General features: G+C 65.7%; 22 protein-coding genes. 13 read left to right on the forward strand and 9 right to left on the reverse strand.

Features of this window, described 5'->3' with window-relative positions; translation table 11 throughout:
* Nucleotides 1–47: 47 nt before the first annotated feature.
* Genes ABCN07_RS02140 through ABCN07_RS02150 form a run of 3 tightly spaced genes read right to left on the reverse strand, consistent with a single transcriptional unit; the run spans nucleotide 48 to nucleotide 3756 of the window.
* Nucleotides 48–1301, reverse strand: a complete 1254-nt coding sequence (locus tag ABCN07_RS02140) for an electron transfer flavoprotein subunit alpha (protein WP_343005205.1) — start codon at nucleotides 1299–1301, stop codon at nucleotides 48–50.
* Nucleotides 1298–2083 carry an electron transfer flavoprotein subunit beta/FixA family protein gene (locus ABCN07_RS02145; protein ID WP_343005206.1) on the reverse strand — a complete coding sequence of 262 codons (786 nt, stop codon included), beginning with the start codon at nucleotides 2081–2083 and terminating at the stop codon, nucleotides 1298–1300. Before ABCN07_RS02145 ends, ABCN07_RS02140 begins: the two co-directional genes overlap by 4 nt.
* Nucleotides 2080–3756 carry an FAD-binding oxidoreductase gene (locus ABCN07_RS02150; RefSeq protein WP_343005207.1) on the reverse strand — a complete coding sequence of 559 codons (1677 nt, stop codon included), beginning with the start codon at nucleotides 3754–3756 and terminating at the stop codon, nucleotides 2080–2082. Before ABCN07_RS02150 ends, ABCN07_RS02145 begins: the two co-directional genes overlap by 4 nt.
* Nucleotides 3757–3960: 204 nt before the next feature.
* Here ABCN07_RS02150 and ABCN07_RS02155 point away from each other — a divergent pair, with 204 nt between their 5' ends.
* The 6 genes from ABCN07_RS02155 to ABCN07_RS02180 all read left to right on the forward strand — a co-directional run bounded on the left by ABCN07_RS02155 (nucleotide 3961) and on the right by ABCN07_RS02180 (nucleotide 8550).
* On the forward strand, nucleotides 3961–4539 hold the full coding sequence (locus ABCN07_RS02155) for a xanthine phosphoribosyltransferase (RefSeq protein ID WP_293814470.1): 579 nt from the start codon (nucleotides 3961–3963) through the stop codon (nucleotides 4537–4539).
* 15 nt (nucleotides 4540–4554) lie between these two features.
* Nucleotides 4555–5211 carry a SprT family zinc-dependent metalloprotease gene (locus ABCN07_RS02160; protein ID WP_343005208.1) on the forward strand — a complete coding sequence of 219 codons (657 nt, stop codon included), beginning with the start codon at nucleotides 4555–4557 and terminating at the stop codon, nucleotides 5209–5211.
* 33 nt (nucleotides 5212–5244) lie between these two features.
* The gene (locus ABCN07_RS02165) at nucleotides 5245–5715 is read left to right on the forward strand and encodes a dCMP deaminase family protein (protein ID WP_293814468.1); all 471 of its coding nucleotides are present in this window, start codon (nucleotides 5245–5247) and stop codon (nucleotides 5713–5715) included.
* An 18-nt stretch (nucleotides 5716–5733) separates the two neighbouring features.
* Nucleotides 5734–6105 carry a metalloregulator ArsR/SmtB family transcription factor gene (locus ABCN07_RS02170; RefSeq protein WP_343005209.1) on the forward strand — a complete coding sequence of 124 codons (372 nt, stop codon included), beginning with the start codon at nucleotides 5734–5736 and terminating at the stop codon, nucleotides 6103–6105.
* Between the two features lie 165 nt (nucleotides 6106–6270).
* On the forward strand, nucleotides 6271–6489 hold the full coding sequence (locus ABCN07_RS02175) for a heavy metal-associated domain-containing protein (RefSeq protein WP_293835986.1): 219 nt from the start codon (nucleotides 6271–6273) through the stop codon (nucleotides 6487–6489).
* A 105-nt stretch (nucleotides 6490–6594) separates the two neighbouring features.
* A complete protein-coding gene (locus ABCN07_RS02180) occupies nucleotides 6595–8550 on the forward strand; it encodes a heavy metal translocating P-type ATPase (protein ID WP_343005210.1) in 1956 nt (651 codons plus the stop codon).
* 361 nt (nucleotides 8551–8911) lie between these two features.
* Here ABCN07_RS02180 and ABCN07_RS02185 read toward each other — a convergent pair whose 3' ends face one another.
* Entirely contained in the window at nucleotides 8912–9340 is a 429-nt protein-coding gene (locus ABCN07_RS02185) for an FKBP-type peptidyl-prolyl cis-trans isomerase (protein ID WP_343005211.1), read from the reverse strand.
* A 165-nt stretch (nucleotides 9341–9505) separates the two neighbouring features.
* Here ABCN07_RS02185 and ABCN07_RS02190 point away from each other — a divergent pair, with 165 nt between their 5' ends.
* Nucleotides 9506–9913: a hypothetical protein gene (locus ABCN07_RS02190; RefSeq protein WP_343005212.1), complete on the forward strand. Its 408-nt coding sequence runs from the start codon at nucleotides 9506–9508 to the stop codon at nucleotides 9911–9913.
* 171 nt (nucleotides 9914–10084) lie between these two features.
* Nucleotides 10085–11098: a DUF5692 family protein gene (locus ABCN07_RS02195; RefSeq protein ID WP_343005213.1), complete on the forward strand. Its 1014-nt coding sequence runs from the start codon at nucleotides 10085–10087 to the stop codon at nucleotides 11096–11098.
* 137 nt (nucleotides 11099–11235) lie between these two features.
* Here ABCN07_RS02195 and ABCN07_RS02200 read toward each other — a convergent pair whose 3' ends face one another.
* Genes ABCN07_RS02200 through ABCN07_RS02220 form a run of 5 tightly spaced genes read right to left on the reverse strand, consistent with a single transcriptional unit; the run spans nucleotide 11236 to nucleotide 16449 of the window.
* Nucleotides 11236–11865 carry an ATP-binding cassette domain-containing protein gene (locus ABCN07_RS02200; RefSeq protein WP_343005214.1) on the reverse strand — a complete coding sequence of 210 codons (630 nt, stop codon included), beginning with the start codon at nucleotides 11863–11865 and terminating at the stop codon, nucleotides 11236–11238.
* Nucleotides 11862–12815, reverse strand: a complete 954-nt coding sequence (locus ABCN07_RS02205) for an ATP-binding cassette domain-containing protein (RefSeq protein WP_343005215.1) — start codon at nucleotides 12813–12815, stop codon at nucleotides 11862–11864. The genes ABCN07_RS02200 and ABCN07_RS02205 overlap by 4 nt, the downstream gene beginning before the upstream one ends.
* Before the next feature lie 9 nt (nucleotides 12816–12824).
* Complete coding sequence (locus tag ABCN07_RS02210) at nucleotides 12825–13760, reverse strand: ABC transporter permease (protein WP_343005216.1); 936 nt, start codon at nucleotides 13758–13760, stop codon at nucleotides 12825–12827.
* The gene (locus ABCN07_RS02215; RefSeq protein WP_343005217.1) at nucleotides 13753–14793 is read right to left on the reverse strand and encodes an ABC transporter permease; all 1041 of its coding nucleotides are present in this window, start codon (nucleotides 14791–14793) and stop codon (nucleotides 13753–13755) included. Before ABCN07_RS02215 ends, ABCN07_RS02210 begins: the two co-directional genes overlap by 8 nt.
* 18 nt (nucleotides 14794–14811) lie before the next feature.
* A complete protein-coding gene (locus ABCN07_RS02220; protein WP_343005218.1) occupies nucleotides 14812–16449 on the reverse strand; it encodes an ABC transporter substrate-binding protein in 1638 nt (545 codons plus the stop codon).
* Between the two features lie 148 nt (nucleotides 16450–16597).
* On the opposite strand from ABCN07_RS02220, the gene ABCN07_RS02225 reads away from it, so the two are divergent.
* The 5 genes from ABCN07_RS02225 to ABCN07_RS02245 all read left to right on the forward strand — a co-directional run bounded on the left by ABCN07_RS02225 (nucleotide 16598) and on the right by ABCN07_RS02245 (nucleotide 21106).
* A complete protein-coding gene (locus ABCN07_RS02225; RefSeq protein WP_343005219.1) occupies nucleotides 16598–17263 on the forward strand; it encodes a hypothetical protein in 666 nt (221 codons plus the stop codon).
* A gap of 5 nt (nucleotides 17264–17268) precedes the next feature.
* The gene (gene larB, locus ABCN07_RS02230; RefSeq protein ID WP_343005220.1) at nucleotides 17269–18024 is read left to right on the forward strand and encodes a nickel pincer cofactor biosynthesis protein LarB; all 756 of its coding nucleotides are present in this window, start codon (nucleotides 17269–17271) and stop codon (nucleotides 18022–18024) included.
* Between the two features lie 7 nt (nucleotides 18025–18031).
* Nucleotides 18032–19444 (forward strand): LarC family nickel insertion protein, encoded by a 1413-nt coding sequence (locus ABCN07_RS02235; protein WP_343005221.1) that lies wholly within the window; start codon nucleotides 18032–18034, stop codon nucleotides 19442–19444.
* A 2-nt stretch (nucleotides 19445–19446) separates the two neighbouring features.
* Nucleotides 19447–20004, forward strand: a complete 558-nt coding sequence (locus ABCN07_RS02240; protein ID WP_343005222.1) for a helix-turn-helix domain-containing protein — start codon at nucleotides 19447–19449, stop codon at nucleotides 20002–20004.
* Between the two features lie 73 nt (nucleotides 20005–20077).
* Entirely contained in the window at nucleotides 20078–21106 is a 1029-nt protein-coding gene (locus tag ABCN07_RS02245) for a membrane dipeptidase (RefSeq protein WP_343005223.1), read from the forward strand.
* The last annotated feature ends 24 nt before the right edge of the window (nucleotides 21107–21130 follow it).

Below are 21130 nucleotides of genomic sequence, written 5' to 3' on the forward strand. Positions count from 1 at the left end.
GGGCCGTAATTCGTTACGGAATTCGCAGGGCTTAGAAGCATCACAAGCTACTCGAGAGCCTCGAGCTGGGCGATAAGCTCGTCGATGACGGCGTGGCAATCGGCGACCACCTTGTACTGCGCGGCGCCGAAGATCGGGGCGTCGGGGTCATCGTTCACGGCAACGATAGCCTGCGCGCCGCCAATGCCCGCGAGGTGCTGGATGGCACCGCTCACGCCCAGGCTCAGCAAGAGCTTCGGCGCCACGGAGACGCCCGTCTGGCCAACCTGGTGCGAGTAGTCGAGCCAGCCGGCCTCTACGACCGGGCGCGTGCAGCCAATCTCGACCTTGCAGCCAAGCCGCTCGCCCAGAAGCTCGACAAGCCGGCGCACGGGCGCAAGTGCCCTCTTGTCGCCGATGCCACGCCCCACCACGACGAGGACATCAGCATCGGTGACCGAGCCATCGGTACCCGCCGCCTCGCGAGAAAGCACGCGAACGCGGCGCTCGACGCCCTCCGCCAAGGGAACGTCCTCGACGACCACGCTCCGCACCTCGCGGGGCTCAGGAGCCGGGAAGATCCCCGGACGCACGGTCGCCATCTGCGGGCGGTGACTCGGGCAGACGATGGTCGCCATCAGGTTGCCGCCAAACGCCGGACGCGTCTGCTGGAGGAGGCCCTTCTCGGTATCCATCTCGATGATCGTGCAATCTGCGGTAAGACCGGTCTGGAGGAGAACCGCGACGCGCGGCGCGAGCTCGCGGCCAAAGTTAGTCGCACCATAGAGGATGACCTCGGGCTTGCGCTCGAGGGCAAGGTCGCAGAGCCACGCGGCGTAGACCTCGGCGTCATTCTCGGCGAGGCGCTCGTCGCGCGTGCGGATGACTTCGTCCGCGCCGGCGGCGAGGAGGGTGAGGACGTTCGCGTCCACCTCGGCGGCGCTGTCGGCAGCAGCCTCGTCATCGTCAGCGACACCCGCGCCGAGAGGCTCCCCGAGCACGGCAACGAGCTCGCAGCCACGCTCGTCAGCAAGCTCGCGCGCCTTGCCCAGCAGCTCACATGCCACGGGCAGCACCGCACCCGCAGAATCCACCTGCGCGAATACCCAGATGTTCTCATATTCAGAGAGGTCGACGTCCGCAGCGTCCTTCTCGATCGAAAGGGCACCAACAGGGCACGCGTCAACGCACATGCCGCAGCTCACGCAACCGTCAAGGACGCGCGCCTTGCGATCGGCGACTTCGATGCCCGCGTTCGCGCACACGCGCTCGCAGCGACGGCACCCCACGCACTTCTCGGCATTAACGACCAGACCGCTCATCGCGCGACCTCCTCGATGACACGCAGCAAGCCCGCGACCTGCTCGCAGATGGATCCCTCGAGTTCGACGGCCTCGTTCGAGCGCTCCGGCACGAAGGACCGGACCACCTGCGTGGGCGACCCGTCAAGGCCACAACAGGCGCGATCGGCTCCCGCCGCCACGGCATCAAGGACCTCGACCTCCGCCGCCTCGCCCGCTCGCACGCCGGCAATGCTGGGCATGCGCAGAGTCGCGATGTCCTTCGTCACCGTAATGACCGCGGGGAGCGGCACCTCGACGACCTCGGCGCCCTCATCCGTGTCGCGACGCACGACAAGCGAACCCTCGCCGGCGTCAACAACCTCCGAGACGCCTGCGACACAGGGGACACCCATGATGCCCGCAAGCTCGGGGCCAATCTGCGCCGTGTCGCCATCCACCGCCATCTTGCCACAAAGAACGAGGTCAGGGCGCTCGCCGCCCTCCCCCAACGCAAGCGAGAGGGCATAGGAAGTGGCAAGCGTATCCGCTCCCGCGAACGCGCGGTCCGAGAGGAGCGTCGCCGAGTCCGCGCCACGGGCGATGGCGTCGCGCAGGAGGCGCGCCGCATCGGGAATGCCCATCGAAAGCGCGCGGACCGTGCCGCCGAGGTGCTCCTTGAGCTCGAGCGCGACCTCGAGCGCCGCCGTGTCAAACGGGTTCACGACGGACTGCCGCCCGTCTCGCACGATCGTGTTGGTCTTGGGGTCCATGCGCACCTCGGTGGTGGAGGGCACGGCCTTCATGCAGACGACCATCCTCATGCGCGCTCACCGCCCTTCTCGGCATCGGCAGACAAGGCATCTGCCCCAGCGCCACCACGCTCGCGCGCGTTGGCTCGCACTGCCCCTGCGGCGACCATCTCGTCCAGCAGTTCCTCACCAAAGAGGTTGCCTCGTCCAAGCTGGCCCTTGGGGTCGAGCTGGCACTTGAGCCGCGCCATCTCGCGGATGTGCGCGGGACCATACATCGTCTCGAGGAAGCCGCGCTTGATCTTGCCCACGCCGTGCTCGGCAGAGACCGCCCCGCCCATGCGCGTGACCTCCGCCGCCCAGCCAGCGAAGAGCCTTTTGCCGACGGCAAAGTCGCGCGAATCGCGAGGCAGCACGTTCACGTGCAGGTGGTTGTCGCCTATGTGCCCCCACGCGGCGCTCTCAAGACCCGCCTCGGCAAGCGTGCGGCGGTAGAGCGACACGACGCCATGCAGGCGCTCGTCCGGCACGGACATGTCGCTCCCCAGCTTCGTGATGGAGGGGTCAATTCTGCGGCGCTCGTCAATGAGCATGTTCACGCTCTCCGGAACGGCATGACGGAAGAAGCGCTGGCACTCGCGGTCCACGTCCGTGCGCGCGACCCAGGTGTCAACCTCGCTCGCCCCCACCTCGGCCATGGCATCGCCAATCGTGTAGAGCTCAGAGGCGGCCTCCGCCTCGTCGCTGCAATCGAGCTCGACGTATACGCAGCACGCAAAGCGCTCCTCCACAGAAGGAAGGCTCGCGAAGGCGGCGCTGTTCTCGCGCTGGGAACGCAGGATCGAGAGGGCGCCATCGTCAAAGTACTCGATAGCCTTCGCGCGCGAGAGGCGCGGGCGCACCGCGCAGGTGAAGTCGAGCGCTGCCGTCTCGCTCTCGAAGAAGCAGCTCACGCCCCACACGACCGCCGGTGCCGGCGTAAGGGCGAGCTCAACCTCGCTCACCACGCCAAGCGTGCCGTCAGACCCTATGAACAGGTCGACGGCATCCATGTCATCCTCCACGAAGTAGCCGGAGGCGTTCTTGGTCTTGGGCATCTCATACGTGGGGAGGTCGAGCGTGATCTCGCGGCCGCCCTCCGTCACGAGCGTGAGCGCACGTCCACTCGCGCGCACCTCGCCGCGACGCAGCGCAACGACATCGCCGTCCGCGAGCACGACGCGCAGGGCGCTCACGTGAGGGCGCACGGGTCCGTAGCCGTAGCTGCGGGCTCCAGAGGCGTTGCAGGCCACCATGCCGCCGATACAGGCGCTCGTCTCCGTTGGGTCCGTGGGAAAGAACTGCTCGGGACCGGCATAGAGCTCCTCAAGCGCCGCCAGGCTCTCCTTGTCCCAGCCCGCCGTGGGAATGGCTTTGTTCGCAAGGGCCTTGCGCAAGTTGGCGAGGACGACGCCCGGCTGGACGCGCAGGTAGAACCTGCCATCCCCATCTCGCCGAAGCCCAAGATAGCCATCCATACGCGCGAGGCTCATGACATGGCCGCCGTGCGGGACGGCACCAGCGGCAAGGCCAGTCCTCGCGCCCTGGACGGTCACGGGGCCTCCCGCGACGAACGCTTCGCGCAAGACGGCACGAATCTCGTCCTCACTCACGGGAAAGGAAATGCTCTCCGCCTCTCCCACGCTGCGTGACTCATCGCGAACGAATTCCTCGTATTCCGAGGTAAAGGGTCTGACTTGCACCATGCGAACCTCTTTCGCGCCGCCAGTTTGTAGGGAGTCACGATACGCGCCATAGGTTGCCGTTTCGTTTCTCGAATTTACGTATCTCGGATGCGTTGCTCGATATCGCACGACAAATAGGCGAATACGCGGCATAATGGTCAGAAAAGTTCGCGCGGTCCCACCCAAACGCCGCGCCCATCCCACTAGTTCAGGAGGCAGCGCCGCATGAAGGAACTCGAGGATCGCATTCGCCAGGACGGCATCGTTCGCGAGGGCAACGTCCTGAAGGTGGACAGCTTCCTCAACCACAAGTGCGACGTCGCACTCTATGACCAGATGGGTGCCGAGTGGGCCCGCCTGTTCGCCGGCAAGCACATCGACAAGATCCTGACGATCGAGAGCTCGGGCATCGGCATCGCCTGCGTCGCCGCCACCCACTTCAACGACGTGCCCGTGGTCTTCGCCCGCAAGACCGAGTCCAAGAACCTCGACGGCGAACAGTACCGCACCCAGATCAGGAGCTACACCAAGGGCCGCACCTACGAGGTCATCGTCGCCAAGCGCTTCCTCGAGCGCGGCGAGCACGTCATCATCCTCGACGACTTCCTGGCCATGGGCTGCGCCCTCAACGGCCTCCTCGAGATCTGCGAGGAGGCGGGCGTCGTGGTCGAGGGCATCGGCATCGCCATCGAGAAGGGTTTCCAGCCCGGCGGCAAGAGCCTGCGCGAGCGTGGCTACCAGGTGGAGAGTCTCGCCATCGTCCAGTCGATGGACGCCGCTACCGGCGAGATCGAGTTCGCCTAGGCTCAGCACAAATCCGTGAGCAGCTTCATTCTCTACGTAAACGACGGGGATGGCGTACGCGCTGGCGACGCCATCCCCGTTTCCGTGACGCGCAAACACGTGCGCAATCTCAACCTGCGCATCCACCGCGACGGTTCGGTCGTGCTGAGCATGCCGATGGGCATGCCGGCAGGTCGCGCCCAGGAGTTCCTCGACAGGCGCGCGGCGTGGATTCGCAAGAACGTCGACTCGCGTCTCAAGCGTGCCGCGGTGCAAGATCTCCTGGCGGGTCAGGGTGCCTCCACCTATCCGCTCTGGGGTGAGTCCGTTGAGGTTCCGGACGGCGGGAAGCTCACGCTGGACGAGGTCGACGAGATTTACCGAGAAGAGCTCGCCCGCCGCCTGCCAGAGACCGTGATGTGGATGGAGTCGCAGGTGGGAGCCCACGCAAGCTCCTGGAAGATTCGTTCCATGGCGACACGTTGGGGATCGTGCACCCCTAAGACCGGTGCCATCCGCATCAACGCGCGCCTCGCCGCCTACCCGCCCGAATGCCTCTCCTACGTTGTCGCGCATGAGCTCGCACACCTCCTCGAACCGACCCACAACGCTCGATTCCACGCGATCGTCGCTCGCGCCATCCCCAACGAGCCCGAGATTCGCGCCCGGATGCGCAAGCCGCCCGTGGGGTAAGATTCACGAAGGAAACGAGACCAAGGAGCCAGCATGCCGGGTAAGCGCACCGATGTCATCAGTTGGGACGAGTTCTTCATGCGTGTCGCCGTTGCGGCGAGCCTTCGCAGCAAAGACCCAAACACCCAGGTGGGCGCCTGTATCGCAGACACCAACCACCGTATCCTGTCCGTGGGCTACAACGGCACCCCCACCGGCCTCAACGATGACGACTTCCCTTGGGAGACGGACGCTGACCCCCTGCTCGACAAGCATAACTACGTGATCCACGCCGAGGCGAACGCGATTCTCAACTATCGCGGCTCGCTCAAGGACCTCGACGGCGCAAGCGTCTACGTGACCCTCTTCCCCTGCCACGAGTGCGCCAAGACCCTCGTACAAGCAGGCATTGGCGAAGTCGTCTACCTTGGCGACAAGTACGAGGGTACGACGGACAACCTCGTCTCCAAGAGCATCCTCGATCGGTGCGGCATTGGCTATCGCCAGATCACGCTCTCGGACTAGCCCCAAGGAGGAACACCCATGACGGAGACGAACAAGGAAACGGCCCTCGCGAGCAACGACGAGCCCAAGAGCAGCATCATTCCCGTTGGCAAGGCGCCTGAGTGCGAGCCAGACGAGGAGCTTCTCTATGACCTTGCGGACCTTTTCAAGGTCTTCTCTGACACGACGCGCATCAAGATCCTGTTCACCCTCATGGGGCGCGACCTGTGCGTGGCGGATATCGCAGACGAGACGGACACCACGCAGAGCGCCGTCTCTCACCAGTTGCGCACGCTCAAGCAGGCGCACCTCGTGAAGTTCGTGCGCGACGGACGCAACATCGTCTATTCCCTCGCGGACGACCACGTCTACACGATGCTCAACGTCGGCCTCAACCACATCTGCGAGTAAGCTTACCCGCCACCCATGCAAATCGCCCACTTACCCAATTCTCGTTGACATATGAATATGCGCTCATATAATTTGCTTTAACCGGGTATATGAATGGTTGTTCAGATGTTCCGGTTATCGTTAATATACAAGTGAGGGCACGGCCCTTGAGAGAAAGGTCCCATCATGAAGAAGGCGTTCAAGCTCGACGAGATTGATTGTGCCAACTGCGCCCGCGAGCTGCAGGACGAGCTCTCCAAGCTCGAGGGCGTCAAGTCCGTCTCCGTCAATTTCATGACCCAGAAGCTCACCCTCGAGGCCGATGACGCGGAGTTCGACGAGGTCCTCGAGCGCGTCGTCGACTTCACCGCCGATGCCGAGCCCGACTGCGAAATCATCCGTTAGCAAGCCATCCCCTGCCGCTGACCCTACTTTTCGCGGCGGGGGTCTTTTAAATGCTAATATATGAACGGCTGCGCATACGTTCATCGATTTGGGAGAGGGAGCACAATGGCAGACCAAAAGAAAAAGAAGCGTCGCAAGAAGGAGACACAGGAGCAGAAGCTCCGTCGCATCCTCATCGCGCTTGTCATCTTTGCCGTTATCTTCGCGATAGATGAGCTCGGCGCGCTCAAGGCCGCCTTTGGCGACCCGGGATGCGTCTATGCAAGCTTCGTACTCTATCTCGTGCCCTTCGTCATCGCTGGCCACGATGTCCTCAGGAAGGCCTACAGCAACATCCGTCGCGGCAAGGCCTTTGACGAGTCGTTCCTTATGGCCGTCGCCACGATCGGCGCCTTCGCGATGGTCCTCTTCCCCGACACTGACCCGCACATGGCCGAGGGCGCGGCGGTCATGCTCTTCTACCAGGTGGGCGAGCTGTTCCAGGCATACGCCGTCGGCAAGAGCCGCAAGTCCATCGCCGCCATGATGGATATCGCCCCTGACTACGCAAACATCGAGGGTGAGAACGGCGAGCTCGAACAGGTCGACCCGGACGAGGTCGCCGTGGGGTCTGTCATTGTGGTCAAGCCGGGCGAGCGCGTCCCCATCGACGGCACCATCATCGAGGGCGCGACCCAGCTCGACACCGCAGCGCTCACGGGCGAATCCGTCCCGCGCCATGCCGAAACGGGCGCTGACGTCATCTCGGGCTGCATCAACATGACCGGCCTCATCAAAGTCAGGACCACCAAGCCCTTTGGGGAGTCGACCGTCTCGCGCATCCTCGAACTCGTTGAGAACGCCAGCGAAAAGAAGGCCAAGACCGAGAACTTCATCACTCGCTTCGCCCGCGTATACACCCCGGCGGTCACCGGTGCCGCGGCCGTCCTCGCCCTTGGCGGCGGCCTCATCACCGGCGCCTGGAGCGACTGGATCCTCCGTGGCCTCACCTTCCTCGTCGTCTCCTGTCCGTGTGCCCTCGTCATCAGCGTGCCGCTCAGCTTCTTCGGCGGCATCGGCGGGGCGTCGCGCATCGGCGTTCTCGTAAAGGGATCGAACTACCTCGAGTCCCTGGCGGAGGTCGACACGGTCGTCTTCGACAAGACGGGCACCCTCACCAACGGCACCTTCAACGTCGTCGCCATTCACCCAGAGTCCGGCATCGACCCGGATTACGTCCTCAGCCACGCCGCCTATGCGGAGGCATTCTCGGACCATCCCATCGCGCTCTCCGTCAAGGCTGCATATACGGGCGAGATTGACCGCAATCGCATTCGCGACGTCCAGGAGGAGAGCGGCCACGGCGTCGTGGCTCGCGTGGTCGAGGAGGCCCAGGCCGCAGAGCACGTAGTCCTCGTGGGCAACGACAAGCTCATGCGCGCGCACGACGAGACCTGGCACGATTGTTCGCTCACCGGCACCATCCTGCACGTCTCGGTCGATGGCCGCTACGTGGGCCACATCGTGATCGCGGACGTCGTGAAGGACGACGCCGCGCAGACCATCCGCGACCTCCACGCCTGTGGCGTCCGCCGCTGCGTCATGCTCACGGGTGACCGCGAGGAGGTCGCCGCCGCCGTGGCGGAGCAGCTCGGCATCGATGAGTTCCACGCACAGCTCCTGCCCGCGGACAAGGTCGAACACGTCGAGGCACTGCTCTCGAGCGAGAATGCCAAGCACAAGCTCGCCTTTGTTGGCGACGGCATCAACGACGCCCCGGTCCTCACCCGCGCGGACGTGGGCATTGCCATGGGCGCGATGGGCTCCGACGCCGCCATCGAGGCAGCCGACGTCGTCCTCATGGACGACAAGCCCTCGAACATCTCGCGAGCCATCCGCATTGCCCGCAAGACGATGGGGATCGTCTGGCAGAACATCGTCTTCGCGCTTGCCGTGAAGCTCCTGATTCTGGCGCTGGCGGCGTTTGGCATCGCCAACATGTGGCTCGCCGTCTTTGGCGACGTGGGCGTCGCGATCATCGCGATCCTCAACGCCATGCGCGCCATGCGCGTCGACAGCTAACGAAAAAGTTGACAAAGGGACTGTCCCTTTGTCAACTTTTGGCGTCGCATAACAATGCCCCCGCCGCGAGGGGGCGCGACGGGGGCCAAAGGAAGGAAGGTACTTTGTACTTACCCCTCCACCAGGCGTTATAGCGTCGCCGCACGAGCTTCACGTCTCCGTCACGTTCACGCCACACCGCCACCACGTTCGCGACACATCACCGCCATAAATGAGACGGCGCCCCTTCGCCTTCGGCTTTCGCCGGGCGAAGGGGCGTCGCTTTTCTTACCAAACCTCTTGGAACCTCAGGCCCCGGAGACCCAGCCCCAAAGCCGCCGTCCCGAAGTCGCAGCATAGCCACGGCCACGCTACAGCAACCCTACTCCTCGACCTCGAGAAGCTCGATCTCGAAGTTGAGCGGCTTGCCCGCAAACTCGTGGTTGGCGTCGACCTTGATCTGCGCCGGGGTCACCTCGACCACGCGCGCGGGAATGACCTGGTTGTTCGGCCCGCGAAGACCAACCTGATCGCCCACGGACATGCGCTCCATGCCAAGGGCCTCCTCGCGACGGAACGTAAAGACGAGCTGATCGTCGTGCTCGCCATACGCCTCGCTAGGAGCAAGGTGGATGTTCTTCTTCTCGCCAACCTGCATATCCGCAACGGCAAAGTCAAACCCTGGAATCATCTGCTTGGCGCCGCACGTGAACTCGAGCGGCGTGCCTCGATCGTAGCTGCTGTCGAACTGCGTGCCGTCGTCGAGCGTGCCACGGTAGTTGACCTTGACCTTTTTACCGATGTTGGACATTTCGTGTCTCCTGTCTATGGCGCCCTCAATACTGCTGAGGGTTTTCAGACCAGGTAGCATAAACATTCGTAAACCAAAGGGCAATATGTCTGTTTCTTTATCTTCACACTGGAAACACGCTGTTGATATAGTTAAGGCTTCCGTATCGCAATGAAAGGGGCCCGCATGTCCTCTGCCCAGAAGACCGTTAAAATCCTCAGCTTCATCGCCATGGCGATCGCCGTGGCCTTCATCGTCGTCGGCGCGCTCTGCCTTGCCGGCGTCCCGGTCATCTCCAGCGACAACCCCGAGGTCCTCCGTCAGCTTGGCATCCTCTGCTTTATCGACGCCGTCGCCTTCGTCATCTACGTCGTCCTCGGCATCCGCGGCGCCAACTCTCCGCGCAAGATTGGCCCGTTCCGCGTCTACACCGTGATCGTGCTCGCGTTTGGCGTGCTCAACGTTGCCGTCGCCGTTGCCTCTCACCCCGAGAACATCATCGGCAGCGCTGGCATCTCGACTATCGCCTCGCTCGTCCTCGCCATCGCCGGCTTCATCACCTCCGGCAAGGTCGTCAAGGAACTCGACCGCTAAGGACTCGCCCGGCGCGCCATACGGGCCCCTCACCGGGCCATGAGCCCAGCAACTGCACATTTCACATAAGATGGACGGATCACGGCATGGGAAGTTGCCGTGACCCGTTTTTCATGCGCCGCGAGCGATGCACAGTGCCCGTCCACGGCACGACAAAAGAAGGAGGAAACGATGCTCTTCGATGTCTACGGCACCAACGCACCATTCCAGTGGCTTGGCTGGGTCCTCGTGTTCGTTGGCCTCATCCTCGCCAATGAATTCGCGCGTCGTTCCAAGGTTGGCGGACTCATCATGTTCGGCGCCCTCCCCATCGCCATGACCGTCTACTGCGTGGCCATCGGCATCGGCGTGACACAGGGAGCCGAATGGGCGCTCAACAACCCCACGCACGTCTACCAGAACAGCTGGTTCCACTACGCAAAGGTCTACGCGGCGCTCGCCGGCTGCCTGGGATTCATGGTCATCAAGTACAAGTGGGGCAGGCTCGGCCGCGCCCACTGGTTCCGCGCCTGGCCGTTCGTCATCGTGGCCATCAACATCCTAATCGCGGTATGCTCCGACTTCGAGAGTGCCTACCACTTCTTCGCGCTCGGCGAGACCACCTGGGTCACGTCCGAGGGCGCCACGCAGCTCGCTGGATGGAACAACGTGTTCAACGGCATCGCTGGCATCATCAACATCTTCTGCATGACCGGCTGGTGGAGCGTCTACGCGTCCAAGGACGAGGCGGATATGCTCTGGCCCGACATGACGTGGGTCTATATCATCGCCTATGACATCTGGAACTTCTGCTACACGTACAACTGCCTGCCCACGCACTCCTGGTTCTGCGGCTTTGCGTTGCTGCTGGCCCCCACCGTGGCAAACTTCTTCTGGAACAAGGGCGGCTGGATCCAGAACCGCGCCTACACGCTTGCCATCTGGTGCATGTTCGCGCAGGTGTTCCCCTACTTCCAGGAGCAGTCCGTCTTCGTGACGCACTCCACGCTCAACCCCACCTCCGCGCTCGTGGTCTCCGTACTTGCGCTCGTGGCAAACGTGGCGGCCATCATCTACATCGTCTATCACGCCAAGAAGCTCGGTGTGAACCCCTACAAGAGCGATGTCTTCAAGGGCACGCGTGACTGGGAGCAGGCCACGGCCCGTCGAGAGCCCGCCGAGAACGACCCCGCACTCGCAGCCTAACATCTCACAACAAAGCCCAATGCAACGACCCCGGCACCGTGACGATGGCGCCGGGGTCGTTTGTCATCGCGCAGCGGGGGCAGGATCGCCTTTGTCACCGCGCAGCGTGGTGGCGCGATAGGGCAGGGCCTCCTTTGTTACCGCAGCTCCACACGCCTCGTGGCCACACGGCCAACGAGTGCCGGGGAGTGCGAGACGAGCACGAGGCCCCAGCCGTCGCGCTCCTGAAGGCCCATCAGCACACGCCACAGCTCGGCCTGCGTCACGGCGTCGAGCATGGCCGTGGACTCGTCGGCGATGAGGTAGCGAGGCCGCACGGACAGCGCGCGCACCATGGCGAGGCGCATGAGCTCGCCACCGCTCAGCTCGTGCGGGCGCCGCGCAAGCCACTCCTCGCGCACGCCGAACGAACCGAGAAGCTCGTCCGCACGCACGCACGCCTCGCCCGCTCCGGCCACCTCCCCCAGGCTCCGCCCAAGTCTCACCCGCGGGTCAAACGCCAGCTCGGGATGCTGGGGCAGCAGCTGCACGGGGCTTGCCTCGCCCCGCAGGCGCGCAATGGGACGCACGGGCTCGCCGTCCGCGAGCACACACCCAGACGCAGGCTCCAGATAGCCAGCAAGCAGCTGGCATAGCGTCGTCTTTCCGCGGCCAGACGGGGCCGTGAGCGCCACGCGCTCCCCCGGCTCCACCGAAAGGCTCAGACCCCGGTACAGCTCGCGCCCACACGGGTAACGAAAGGAGATGTCTCGTGCCTCGAGGCTCATCGGGTCACCTCCAGATCGTCGCCAGCCGCACCAAACGTCGCAAAGTCGTGGCCCGGCAGCGCATGCCACAGGGCACGCGAGAAGGGATGCCTCAGCAGCTCCGGAGCCGAGAAGCTCCCCACGCCCGTCTCCTCCACGACCGTGCCGTCCCGGAATACTGCCACGCGGTCCGCAACGCGCAGCGCAAGCTCGATGTCGTGCGTGATGAGCAACACGCCGCCGCCCGCGTCCGCAAAGGCGCGCAGGTCGTCGAGGGCATGCACCGCAAGGTCAAGGTCGAGGCCCGGCGTAGGTTCGTCGGCGATGATGAGGCGCGGCTCCTCCATGAGCGCGCACATAAGCAGCACGCGCCGCGCCATGCCGCCGGAGAGCTGGTGGGGATAGAGGCGCTCGACCTGCTCGCCCAGCCCATACGAGGCAAATAGCTCGCGCTGGCGGGCCAGCCTGCGCGCGGCGTCCGCCCTTCGCTCGGCACGCGAGGAGCCGCGAGGCACGCCGCGGACCTGATCGCCCACGCGCATGAGCGGGTCGAGATTATCCACGCCCTGCGGCACGAGCGAGATCCCGCGCCCCCGCAGCCGCGCAAGCGATGCTGCGTCCTGCGCGGTGCCGTCAAACCAGATGGAGCCCGTCACCTCGGCGTTCGTCTCGTACTGGCCCATGAGGGCGTCTGCGAGCACCGTCTTTCCCGAGCCGCTCGCCCCCACGACGGCCAGGAGCTCGCCCTCGTGCACGGAAAGCGTGAGGTCGTGCAGCACCTCGCCGCGACAGCGAGCGCCGGAGAAGTACGGGGCAGTCGGGTCGTAGTCATCGAACGCCACGCTCAGGTGCTCCACGGCGAGCAGGTGGTGCCCGCCGGCATGATGCGAGGAGCCCGCATGGCTGTGATGGTGGTGCAGCTCGCCGGTCACGTGAGCCACGGCGTGGCCACCCGTCTGCAAAGCGTCCATGAGCCTCCCCTATTTCTGCGACGAACGCGCCGACGCGAGGGCGCGCGCCAGCGAGCCCAAGCATGCGAATGCGAGGACAACGACGAGCAGCGCCGCGCCGGGCAGCGCCGCGAGCCACCAGTACCCCGCGGAGAGGTACTGCATGGACTCCGACAGGATCACGCCCACGGCGGGCTCGTCCGGCGAGAGGCCAAACCCGAGGAACGTGATAGACGCCTCATGCAAGATCGCGTGCGGGAACATCAGAACGACGCCCACGAGCAGCTGCGGAAGCACCGCCGGAAGCACGTGGCCGCGCACGACTTGCCAAGGCGTGGCGCCCGCGGCGCGCGCCGAGGCGAGCCAGGGCTGCTCGCGCAGCTGCACGATCTCTGCTCGCAGGACGCGCGCGAGGCTCGGCCAGTGCGTGAGAGCCACGCCAACCGTGACGCCCACGGCGCCGCGGCCAAGCGCATAACTCACGAGGATGAGGAGCACGATGTGCGGGATGCCCATAACGAGGTCGACAAGCCACGACACGACGGCGTCTGCCACCCTACCGCCGAGGGCCGCCACGCAGGCGAGCGCAAACGCGATGACGCCCGAGCACGCCGCCGCAAGCAGGCCCACGAACACCGAGGTGGAAAGGCCCGCAAGCGTACGGGCAAGCATGTCTCGACCCATCCAGTCCGTACCAAAGGGATGTGCGGCGCACGGCGCGAGGTTCTTGGCCGTAAAGTCGCTCGCCACGGCGACGCCCGCAAGGCACCTGCCCGCGACCACGACGAGCGCGAGCAGTGCGCAGGCCCCCACGAGGCCGACGAGCATGAGGCGCCGGTTGCCCAGGCGACCCCGTTCGGGCGTGTGGAACACGGTGCGGGAGCCGTCCTCGCCATGGTGCCCGCCCTCGCCGCGTGGCCCGGGGCACGCCACGCGCGCCCGGGACGTGCTAACGACACTACCCACGAGACCTCGCCTCCCACCCACGCACGCGCGGGTCGATGACGCCGTAGAGCACGTCCGCAAGGGCGTTGCCCGCGAACACGACGAGCGCCGAGACGAGCGCGATGGCCACGAGCAGCGGCGCGTCCCCGCCAAGGCCTGCCGTGACGGCCGCCTGGCCAAGGCCAGGGTAGGAGAACACCTGCTCCACGAGCACCGAGCCGCCAAACACCTCGCTCACGCTCGACATCTCGATCGTGAGCGCGGGCACGACGAGATTACTCAACCCATGACGGGCAAGCAGCGCGAGGCCAGACTCGCCTCGGCTGCGCGCAAAGCGCACGTAGTCACTCGCCATGACGTCAATCGTCTTCTCGCGCGTGTGCAGAGCGATGCCGGGCATGTTGGACACGGCAAGCACCAGGGCCGGAAGCACGAGGTGGTGGAGCCTGTCCGCCCAGCTCACCTGCGAGGCCGCCACACCCACAGGCACCGAGAAGCCCAGCGGAAACCACCCGAGCCACACGCAGAAGACCATGAGGGCCAGAAGGCCCAGCCAGAAGGCCGGCGTGGAGGAGAGCAGGTAGCACATGCCAAGGGCCACGCGGTCAAGAGCGCCGCCCTCTCGTGTCCCCATCGCAATCCCGAGCACAAGCCCGCCGACACCGGCGAGCAGCCAGGCGGCGAGCATGAGCGCGGCCGAGCTCGCGAAACGTTCCCCCACGACCTCCGTCACGGGCCGAGCGAAGCGTAGGCTCTCCCCGAGGTCACCGCGAAGGGCGCCTGCCGCCCAGTGGGCATAGCGCTGCCATATGGGCGTCGAGGAACCCCAGTACTGCTCGAGCTCCTCGCGCTGCCCGACGCTCATGTGGGCGTAGGACGCCTGCCCCACGTTGGCCCTCACCGGGTCAACGGGCGAGGCCCCCACGAGCGCGAACGTCACAACGCTCGTGGCCACAAGCAGCGCCGCGAGGCGCAGCAGCGCCCTCGCCCGTCTCGGCAGGGCCCTTGTCGGCCTCGCCCCCGTCGGGTCCGCCTCCGCAGGCCCTCTCTCCAACACTCCCCTTCCCATCGGCTACTGCCAGCTCCAACGGTCGACGTTATTGAGCACGGACCAGCCGTGGCCGTGGGGCTGCAGCTTCTGGCGGGCCACGGTGAGGCCGTCGCGCTTCCAGTACAGGTGGCTCACGTTGGCGAGCCACACCCACGTGGCGTCGCCGGCGGGCGCGATGCCGCCCACGCCATCCCACTCGGACTGCTGCCACAGCGGGTAGGACGCCTCGACGTCATCGGCGGCGAGCGCCTCGTCGAGATAGGCGTCCACGGTGGCATCCGAGTAGCACGAGTAGTTCATTGTGCCCGAGCTGTGGCTGAGCTCGTAGACGTCAGAGGGCGAGTTGGAACCCCAGCCCCAGGTGATGGGGTCGCTGAACTCATGGGGGTAGAGGTCGTCCCAGCTGCCGCCGTGCGTGTTGACCTCGATGCCAATCTGAGCCATCTGATTCGCGAAGGCGTTAGCCATGGACTGGCGCACCGAGTCGCTGGCGGGATAGTAGAGGTCAAGCGAGCAGCGCAAGCCCTCACGCGCGTACACGCCGTCCTCGCCGAGCGCCCAGCCCGCACCCTCGAGCTGGGCCTTGGCAGCCTTGGGGTCATAGTCGCAACGCATGCCGTCGCTTGCCCACGGCATGTCGTCGCCGATGCTGTAAGCAACCTTGCCGTAGCCGCCCAGGACATCGTCCACGATCGCCTGGCGGTCGACGCCCAGATTGATGGCGCGGCGCACCTCAACGTTACATGTCACGTCATTGCCCGCCGGGTAGATGGCGTCACCATCGGCACGCTCGGAGCCCGCCGGGATGACGGGCAGCTGGATCCCGCGAGAGTCCACGGTGTCGTAGGCCTCGAGCGAGTAGCCCTCGATCGTCTGGTCGGCGAGCGTGGCAGAGGTGTAGGCCATGTCGACCTGGCCGGCGCGCGCGGCGGCCAGGGCAGCGTCCTCGGCCATGAACACGACGACAACGCGCTCGATGTTGGGCTTTTCGCCGTAGTAACTCGGATTGGCCTCGAGAATAGCCTGCTGGCCGCGATCCCACTGCACAAGCTTGTAGCGCCCCGAGCCTATGGGGTTGGTGCCGTAGTCGGGGCCATAGGCGTGCTCGGGCACGATGCCCATGTTGGCAAGCGTGTATAGCAGTGTGTTGCAGGGCTTGGAGAGCGTGATGAGCGCCGTCGTATCGTCGGGCGCCGTGGCGTCGGCGACCATGGAGAGGTCCGCCTGGGCGTTCTTGGAGCTGCGGATCGTGTTGATGGTGAACGCGACGTCCGCGGCCGTGAGTGCCTGGCCGTCCGAGAACGTGACGTCGTCGCGGATCTTGAACGTCCAGGTGAGCTTGTCAGGCGAGCATGACCAGTCCGTCGCGAGGTCGTTGGTGAAGTTCATGTCCTCGTCGGTGACGATGAGGGTCGACTGGATAAGGGGCTCGTGCACGTGCTCGCCGCAGCCCCAGTCGACGCAGGGGTCAAACCCGGCGTCCGGCTCGTTCTCGGCGCTCATCGCGATCGTAACCTGATGGGTGGCGTCCACGTCCGAGGCGGTCGCGGCGTCCGCGCGCCCACCCCCGTTGCCACAGCCCGCAAGGCCGCACGCGGCGAGCGCCGCCGCTATGCCGCCGCCCACGAAGGCACGCCTCGTCACATTCGCACCGCTCACTTGAAACTCCTCCCCCGCGCGCGTCACGACGGCGCGCAAGCATAGAAATAAAAGGTCTGTCTTGTCGAACAGAAGAGTACTATCGTTCAATGGTATCTGAACGGATTGAACAGACTGTTCCGTAACTAGCATGCAGGAGGCATCGTTCATGCAGTTCGACCTCGATAAGAACGTTCGCTACGGCCTCGCTTACTCCGGTGGCGTCGACTCGTGTTACCTGCTCGCGGAGCTCCTCCGCGAGGGCTACGACGTCAAGGCCTACACAATCCTCGACGACCTTCAGATCACGCGAGACACCGACGACTCCGTGGCAATCGCCAAGATGCTCGGCGCCGAGCAGGAAATCATCCCCATCAACATCTGGGACGGCCACGAGGACCTGCGCGCCAACCCCTGGGACCGCTGCTACCACTGCAAGTCCATGGTGTTCGGCACCATCCTCGAGCACATGCGTGCAGACGGCCGTACCGTCCTACTCGACGGCACGAACGCAAGCGACCGCGAGGACCGCAGACCGGGATTCCGCGCTATACACGAGCTTGGCGTGCGCTCGCCGCTGCGCGAAGCCGGCCTCACGAAGGACCAGGTGCGCGAGAACTCCGCCAAGCTGGGGCTGCCTACGGCCAACAAGCCAAGCTACGCCTGCTACGGCGCCTACTTCGACAGGGGCGAGGCCATCACGCCCGAGTCGCTGAAAAAGACGGTAGACAAGTTCATGGCCTCCCACCCGGACGCGGCAGACCGTGTGCGCACGGACGGCAACATTGAGCCGAGCCCGACCGAGGCCGCCGCGCTCGCCCGAGAGAAGGCGTAGCGGAGATGACAAAGGTGCCGGGGTCAACCGTCACACCCAAAGTGGCAGACATCGGCTATGCACAGCTCGACCTCACACGTGGCGCCAGGTGCGGCGCAGGCGAGGTCGTCTACGGCGAGGGCAAGACGGCCGAGCAGGTCGCCGGTATCGTGGACGCGCTCATCGCCGCAGGCCAGCGCCACGTGCTCGTCACGCGCCTGTCCGCCGAGAAGTTCGAGCGGGCCCGCGAGCTCATGGAGAACGGCACGCCCCTCGAGTACCACGCCGACGCCCGCATCGCCATCGCGGGTGGCATGCCCGCGCAGAGCGGCAACGGCACCATCGTCGTGGCCTGCGCGGGCACGAGCGACCTGCCGGTGGCCGAGGAGGCCGCACTCACGGCCGAGTTCCTCGGCAACCGCGTCGAGCGCGTGCGCGACGTGGGTGTGGCGGGCCTGCACCGACTACTCGCCCATGCCGACCAGCTCGCCCGCGCGCAGGTCATCGTGGCCGTAGCCGGCATGGAGGGGGCACTCGCGAGCGTCATCGGCGGGCTCGTCTCGTGTCCCGTCATCGCCGTTCCCACGAGCGTGGGCTACGGCGCCAACCTCGGCGGCCTCTCCGCCCTGCTCTCGATGCTCAACTCATGCGCGAGCGGCGTGAGCGTCGTGAACATCGACAACGGGTTCGGCGCCGGCTACCAGGCGAGCCTCATCAACCACCTGCCGGGGCGAGCCCCGGCGCAGACCCACGACGCCCGCCCGGCGGACGCCCAGCGATAGGAGCACCATGGGCAAGACCCTCTACCTTGACTGCAGTTCCGGCATCAGCGGAGACATGACCGTCGCGGCGCTGCTCGACCTCGGCGCAAGTGAGCAGCGCCTGCGCGAGGCGCTTTCCACGCTACCCGCCCGCGGCTTTGACGTAGCCGTGACGCGCGTAAGAAAGAGCGGACTGGACGCCTGCGACTTTGACGTTCGCCTCGACGCCGCGCACGAAAACCACGACCACGACATGGCCTGGCTCTACGGCCACCTCGACGCCAGCGATCACGAGCACGCACACGTGCACGAGCACGATCACGAGCACGCACACGAGCACTCGGCGGAGCATGATCACGAGCACGAGCACGCACACGATCACGCGCACTCGGCGGAGCATGATCACGAGCACGAGCACCATCATCACCATCACGAGCACCGCTCGCTCGCGGACGTCTGCGCGATCATCGACGCCTCGGCCATGAGCGAGCGCGCCAAGAAGCTCGCGCACGCCGTGTTCGGAAAGCTCGCCGAGGCCGAGGCGAAGGCGCACGGCGCCACGCCCGAGACCGTGATGTTTCACGAGGTGGGAGCCGTCGACTCCATCGTCGACATCTGCTCGGTGGCCATCTGCCTCGACGACCTGGACGTCACCGAGGTCATCGTGCCCTCGCTCGCCGAGGGGCACGGCACGATCCGCTGCGCCCACGGCATCATGCCCGTTCCCGTGCCCGCCGTGGTGAACCTGTGCCAGGCGGCCGGCATCGCCCTTGTGCCCGCGCCCGTCGCCGGCGAGCTCGTGACGCCCACGGGTGCCGCCATCGTCGCCGCGCTGCGCACGGGCAGCGCCCTTCCCGCGACCTACGCCATCGAGCGCGTGGGCTACGGCGCAGGCAAGCGCGCCTACGAGAACTGCTCGGGCGTGCTGCGCGCCGTCCTCATCGCATCCGCGGGCAGCGACGACGCGGGCGACGGCGACCGCAGCACCGTCACGAAGCTCGAGAGCGATCTCGACGACTGCACCGGCGAGGCGCTCGGCCGCGTCATCGAGCTGCTCATGGCCACCGGCGCGCGTGAGGCGCACGCCATCCCGATCGTCATGAAGAAGGGACGCCCGGGTCACCAGCTCGAGGTCATTTGCGATGGGGAGCTCGCGCCCGCGCTTGAGCGCATCATCTTCGAGAACACCACGACCATCGGCATCCGCTCCATGGACATGCGTCGCCATGCCCTTCCACGCACGCCCGCCGGCATCGAGACGCCCTATGGGCGCGTCGCCACAAAGCTCGTCGTGATGCCGGACGGCCACGTGCGGGCCTACCCCGAGTACTCCTCGGTCGTCGAGGCGTGCGAGCGCACGGGCGCGTCGTTCCAGGACGTGTTCCGTGCCGCGCAGGCGGCCGCGGATGCCGGGCATAACGGCGACGCGCGAGAGGCATAGAGATGGACAAGAGACGCCAGCGCACCCGCGAGGCCATAGAGACCGCATTCGTCGAGCTCATCGACGAGCGGGGCTATGCGAAGACCACGGTCCAGGACATCCTCGAGCGCTCCGGCGTGGGGCGCGCCACGTTCTACGCGCAGTTCCACAGCAAGGACGACCTGCTCGAAGCCCAGGTCTGCGCTCTGTGCGACCACGCGCTCGACATGGGCGCGGCAACGCCCGTCTCGCCGCTCGTCCAGACCGAGCGCGTGCTGGAGAACCTCCTCGACCGCAGGGGCGGGCTGCATGCCCTCATCGTCGACGAGGGCTCCGAGCGCTTCGCCGACTGCCTGCGTCACGCCATCGTCACCCGCGCGGACGCCGCCGTCCCCGCCTGCCCCAGGGGCGCGGCCGCACGCATGAACCGCTCATTTCTGCTGCACCACATAGCCGCGAGCTTCGTGGGCATGGTGCGCTGGTGGGCATGGAACGACTTTGCCGCCACGCCGCACGACCTCGCAACCGACTATCTCAATGCAATCCTCCCGCTGTTTGGCGAGAGTACGCCCACGGAGTAAAACTGTCCCAGGCATCGAGCCGGACGCACCCGCGGCGCAAGCTCGCGAGCGGCTCGGACAAAAGGAGCACACGATGAGCTATCCCGTCTTTGACCTGCACTGCGACACGGCAGACCGCCTGGCCTGGCAGTTCCTCCCGGACGACATCAAGCAGACGTGCGGCATGGACTTCTACGGATCTGGAGACGCAGACGACCCATCCGCGTGCCGAGACCTCGCGAGCAGCCACTGCCACATCTCGCTCGACAAGATCGGCAACACACCATGGGCGCAATGCTTTGCCTGCTATGTGCCCGATGCCCTCTCGCCCGAGCAGGCCACGGGCTTTCACGGGAGCGTAATGTCCCACCTCGCGCACGAAGTTGAGCGCAACGCCGGGCGCGTCACCCCTGTGGCATCGGCATCTCAGCTCCGCGGCGTGCTCGAGGGTGGCGGCGAGCCACACGTGGCGACCGTTCACACAATCGAGAACGCCCGCATGTTTGCCGCGGACCTCGGGCTCGTCGAGCGCTATGCCACAGACGGCCTCCTCATGGCCTCGCTGACATGGAACGCCGCAGGCCCCCTCGCAAGCGGCAACGACACCCACGAAGGCCTCACCTCGCTCGGACGCGAAGCGCTTACCGAGATGGGCCGCCACAACGTCGCCGTCGACGTCTCCCACCTGAACGACGAGTCCTTCGCAGACGTCGCCCGCGCGACCGACGAGCCGCTCGTCGCGAGCCACTCAAACTCCCGCGCCGTCTGCAACCACCCGCGCAACCTCACAGACGCCGAGTTTGCCGAGATTTGCGCTCGCGGTGGCGTCGTTGGCCTCAACTACTGCAGCTATTTCCTCGTCGAGGGTGCAAAGGGCGAGACGGGCAAGTCCGTCACGTTCGATCAGATCGCCGCCCACATTGAGCACTGGCTCGACCTTGGCGGAGAGAACGCCATCGCACTCGGCGGAGACCTCGACGGCGCGGATGTCCCAGACCTGCTCGACGGCGCAGACAAAATGCCCGTTTTCCAGGGCCTGCTCGAGAAGCGCTTCGGCGAGGACGTCACCGCGAAGCTCTGCTACGAAAACGCCCTCAACTTCTTCGAGCGCTACCACGGTTAGGCGCCGTCCGTAGCCGCCGGCGGG

It is taken from the genome of Collinsella sp. 1033st1_E11_1033SCRN_220408, from assembly GCF_039062465.1.
Classification (GTDB): Bacteria; Actinomycetota; Coriobacteriia; order Coriobacteriales; family Atopobiaceae; genus Parolsenella.

Coding starts and splice junctions, on each gene's coding strand:
- ABCN07_RS02140 (WP_343005205.1), bottom strand. CDS start 1,301: ATGAGCGGTCTGGTCGTTAATGCCGAGAAGTGCGTGGGGTGCCGTCGC.
- ABCN07_RS02145 (WP_343005206.1), bottom strand. CDS start 2,083: ATGAGGATGGTCGTCTGCATGAAGGCCGTGCCCTCCACCACCGAGGTG.
- ABCN07_RS02150 (WP_343005207.1), bottom strand. CDS start 3,756: ATGGTGCAAGTCAGACCCTTTACCTCGGAATACGAGGAATTCGTTCGC.
- ABCN07_RS02155 (WP_293814470.1), top strand. CDS start 3,961: ATGAAGGAACTCGAGGATCGCATTCGCCAGGACGGCATCGTTCGCGAG.
- ABCN07_RS02165 (WP_293814468.1), top strand. CDS start 5,245: ATGCCGGGTAAGCGCACCGATGTCATCAGTTGGGACGAGTTCTTCATG.
- ABCN07_RS02170 (WP_343005209.1), top strand. CDS start 5,734: ATGACGGAGACGAACAAGGAAACGGCCCTCGCGAGCAACGACGAGCCC.
- ABCN07_RS02175 (WP_293835986.1), top strand. CDS start 6,271: ATGAAGAAGGCGTTCAAGCTCGACGAGATTGATTGTGCCAACTGCGCC.
- ABCN07_RS02180 (WP_343005210.1), top strand. CDS start 6,595: ATGGCAGACCAAAAGAAAAAGAAGCGTCGCAAGAAGGAGACACAGGAG.
- ABCN07_RS02185 (WP_343005211.1), bottom strand. CDS start 9,340: ATGTCCAACATCGGTAAAAAGGTCAAGGTCAACTACCGTGGCACGCTC.
- ABCN07_RS02190 (WP_343005212.1), top strand. CDS start 9,506: ATGTCCTCTGCCCAGAAGACCGTTAAAATCCTCAGCTTCATCGCCATG.
- ABCN07_RS02195 (WP_343005213.1), top strand. CDS start 10,085: ATGCTCTTCGATGTCTACGGCACCAACGCACCATTCCAGTGGCTTGGC.
- ABCN07_RS02200 (WP_343005214.1), bottom strand. CDS start 11,865: ATGAGCCTCGAGGCACGAGACATCTCCTTTCGTTACCCGTGTGGGCGC.
- ABCN07_RS02205 (WP_343005215.1), bottom strand. CDS start 12,815: ATGGACGCTTTGCAGACGGGTGGCCACGCCGTGGCTCACGTGACCGGC.
- ABCN07_RS02225 (WP_343005219.1), top strand. CDS start 16,598: ATGCAGTTCGACCTCGATAAGAACGTTCGCTACGGCCTCGCTTACTCC.
- larB (WP_343005220.1), top strand. CDS start 17,269: ATGACAAAGGTGCCGGGGTCAACCGTCACACCCAAAGTGGCAGACATC.
- ABCN07_RS02235 (WP_343005221.1), top strand. CDS start 18,032: ATGGGCAAGACCCTCTACCTTGACTGCAGTTCCGGCATCAGCGGAGAC.
- ABCN07_RS02240 (WP_343005222.1), top strand. CDS start 19,447: ATGGACAAGAGACGCCAGCGCACCCGCGAGGCCATAGAGACCGCATTC.
- ABCN07_RS02245 (WP_343005223.1), top strand. CDS start 20,078: ATGAGCTATCCCGTCTTTGACCTGCACTGCGACACGGCAGACCGCCTG.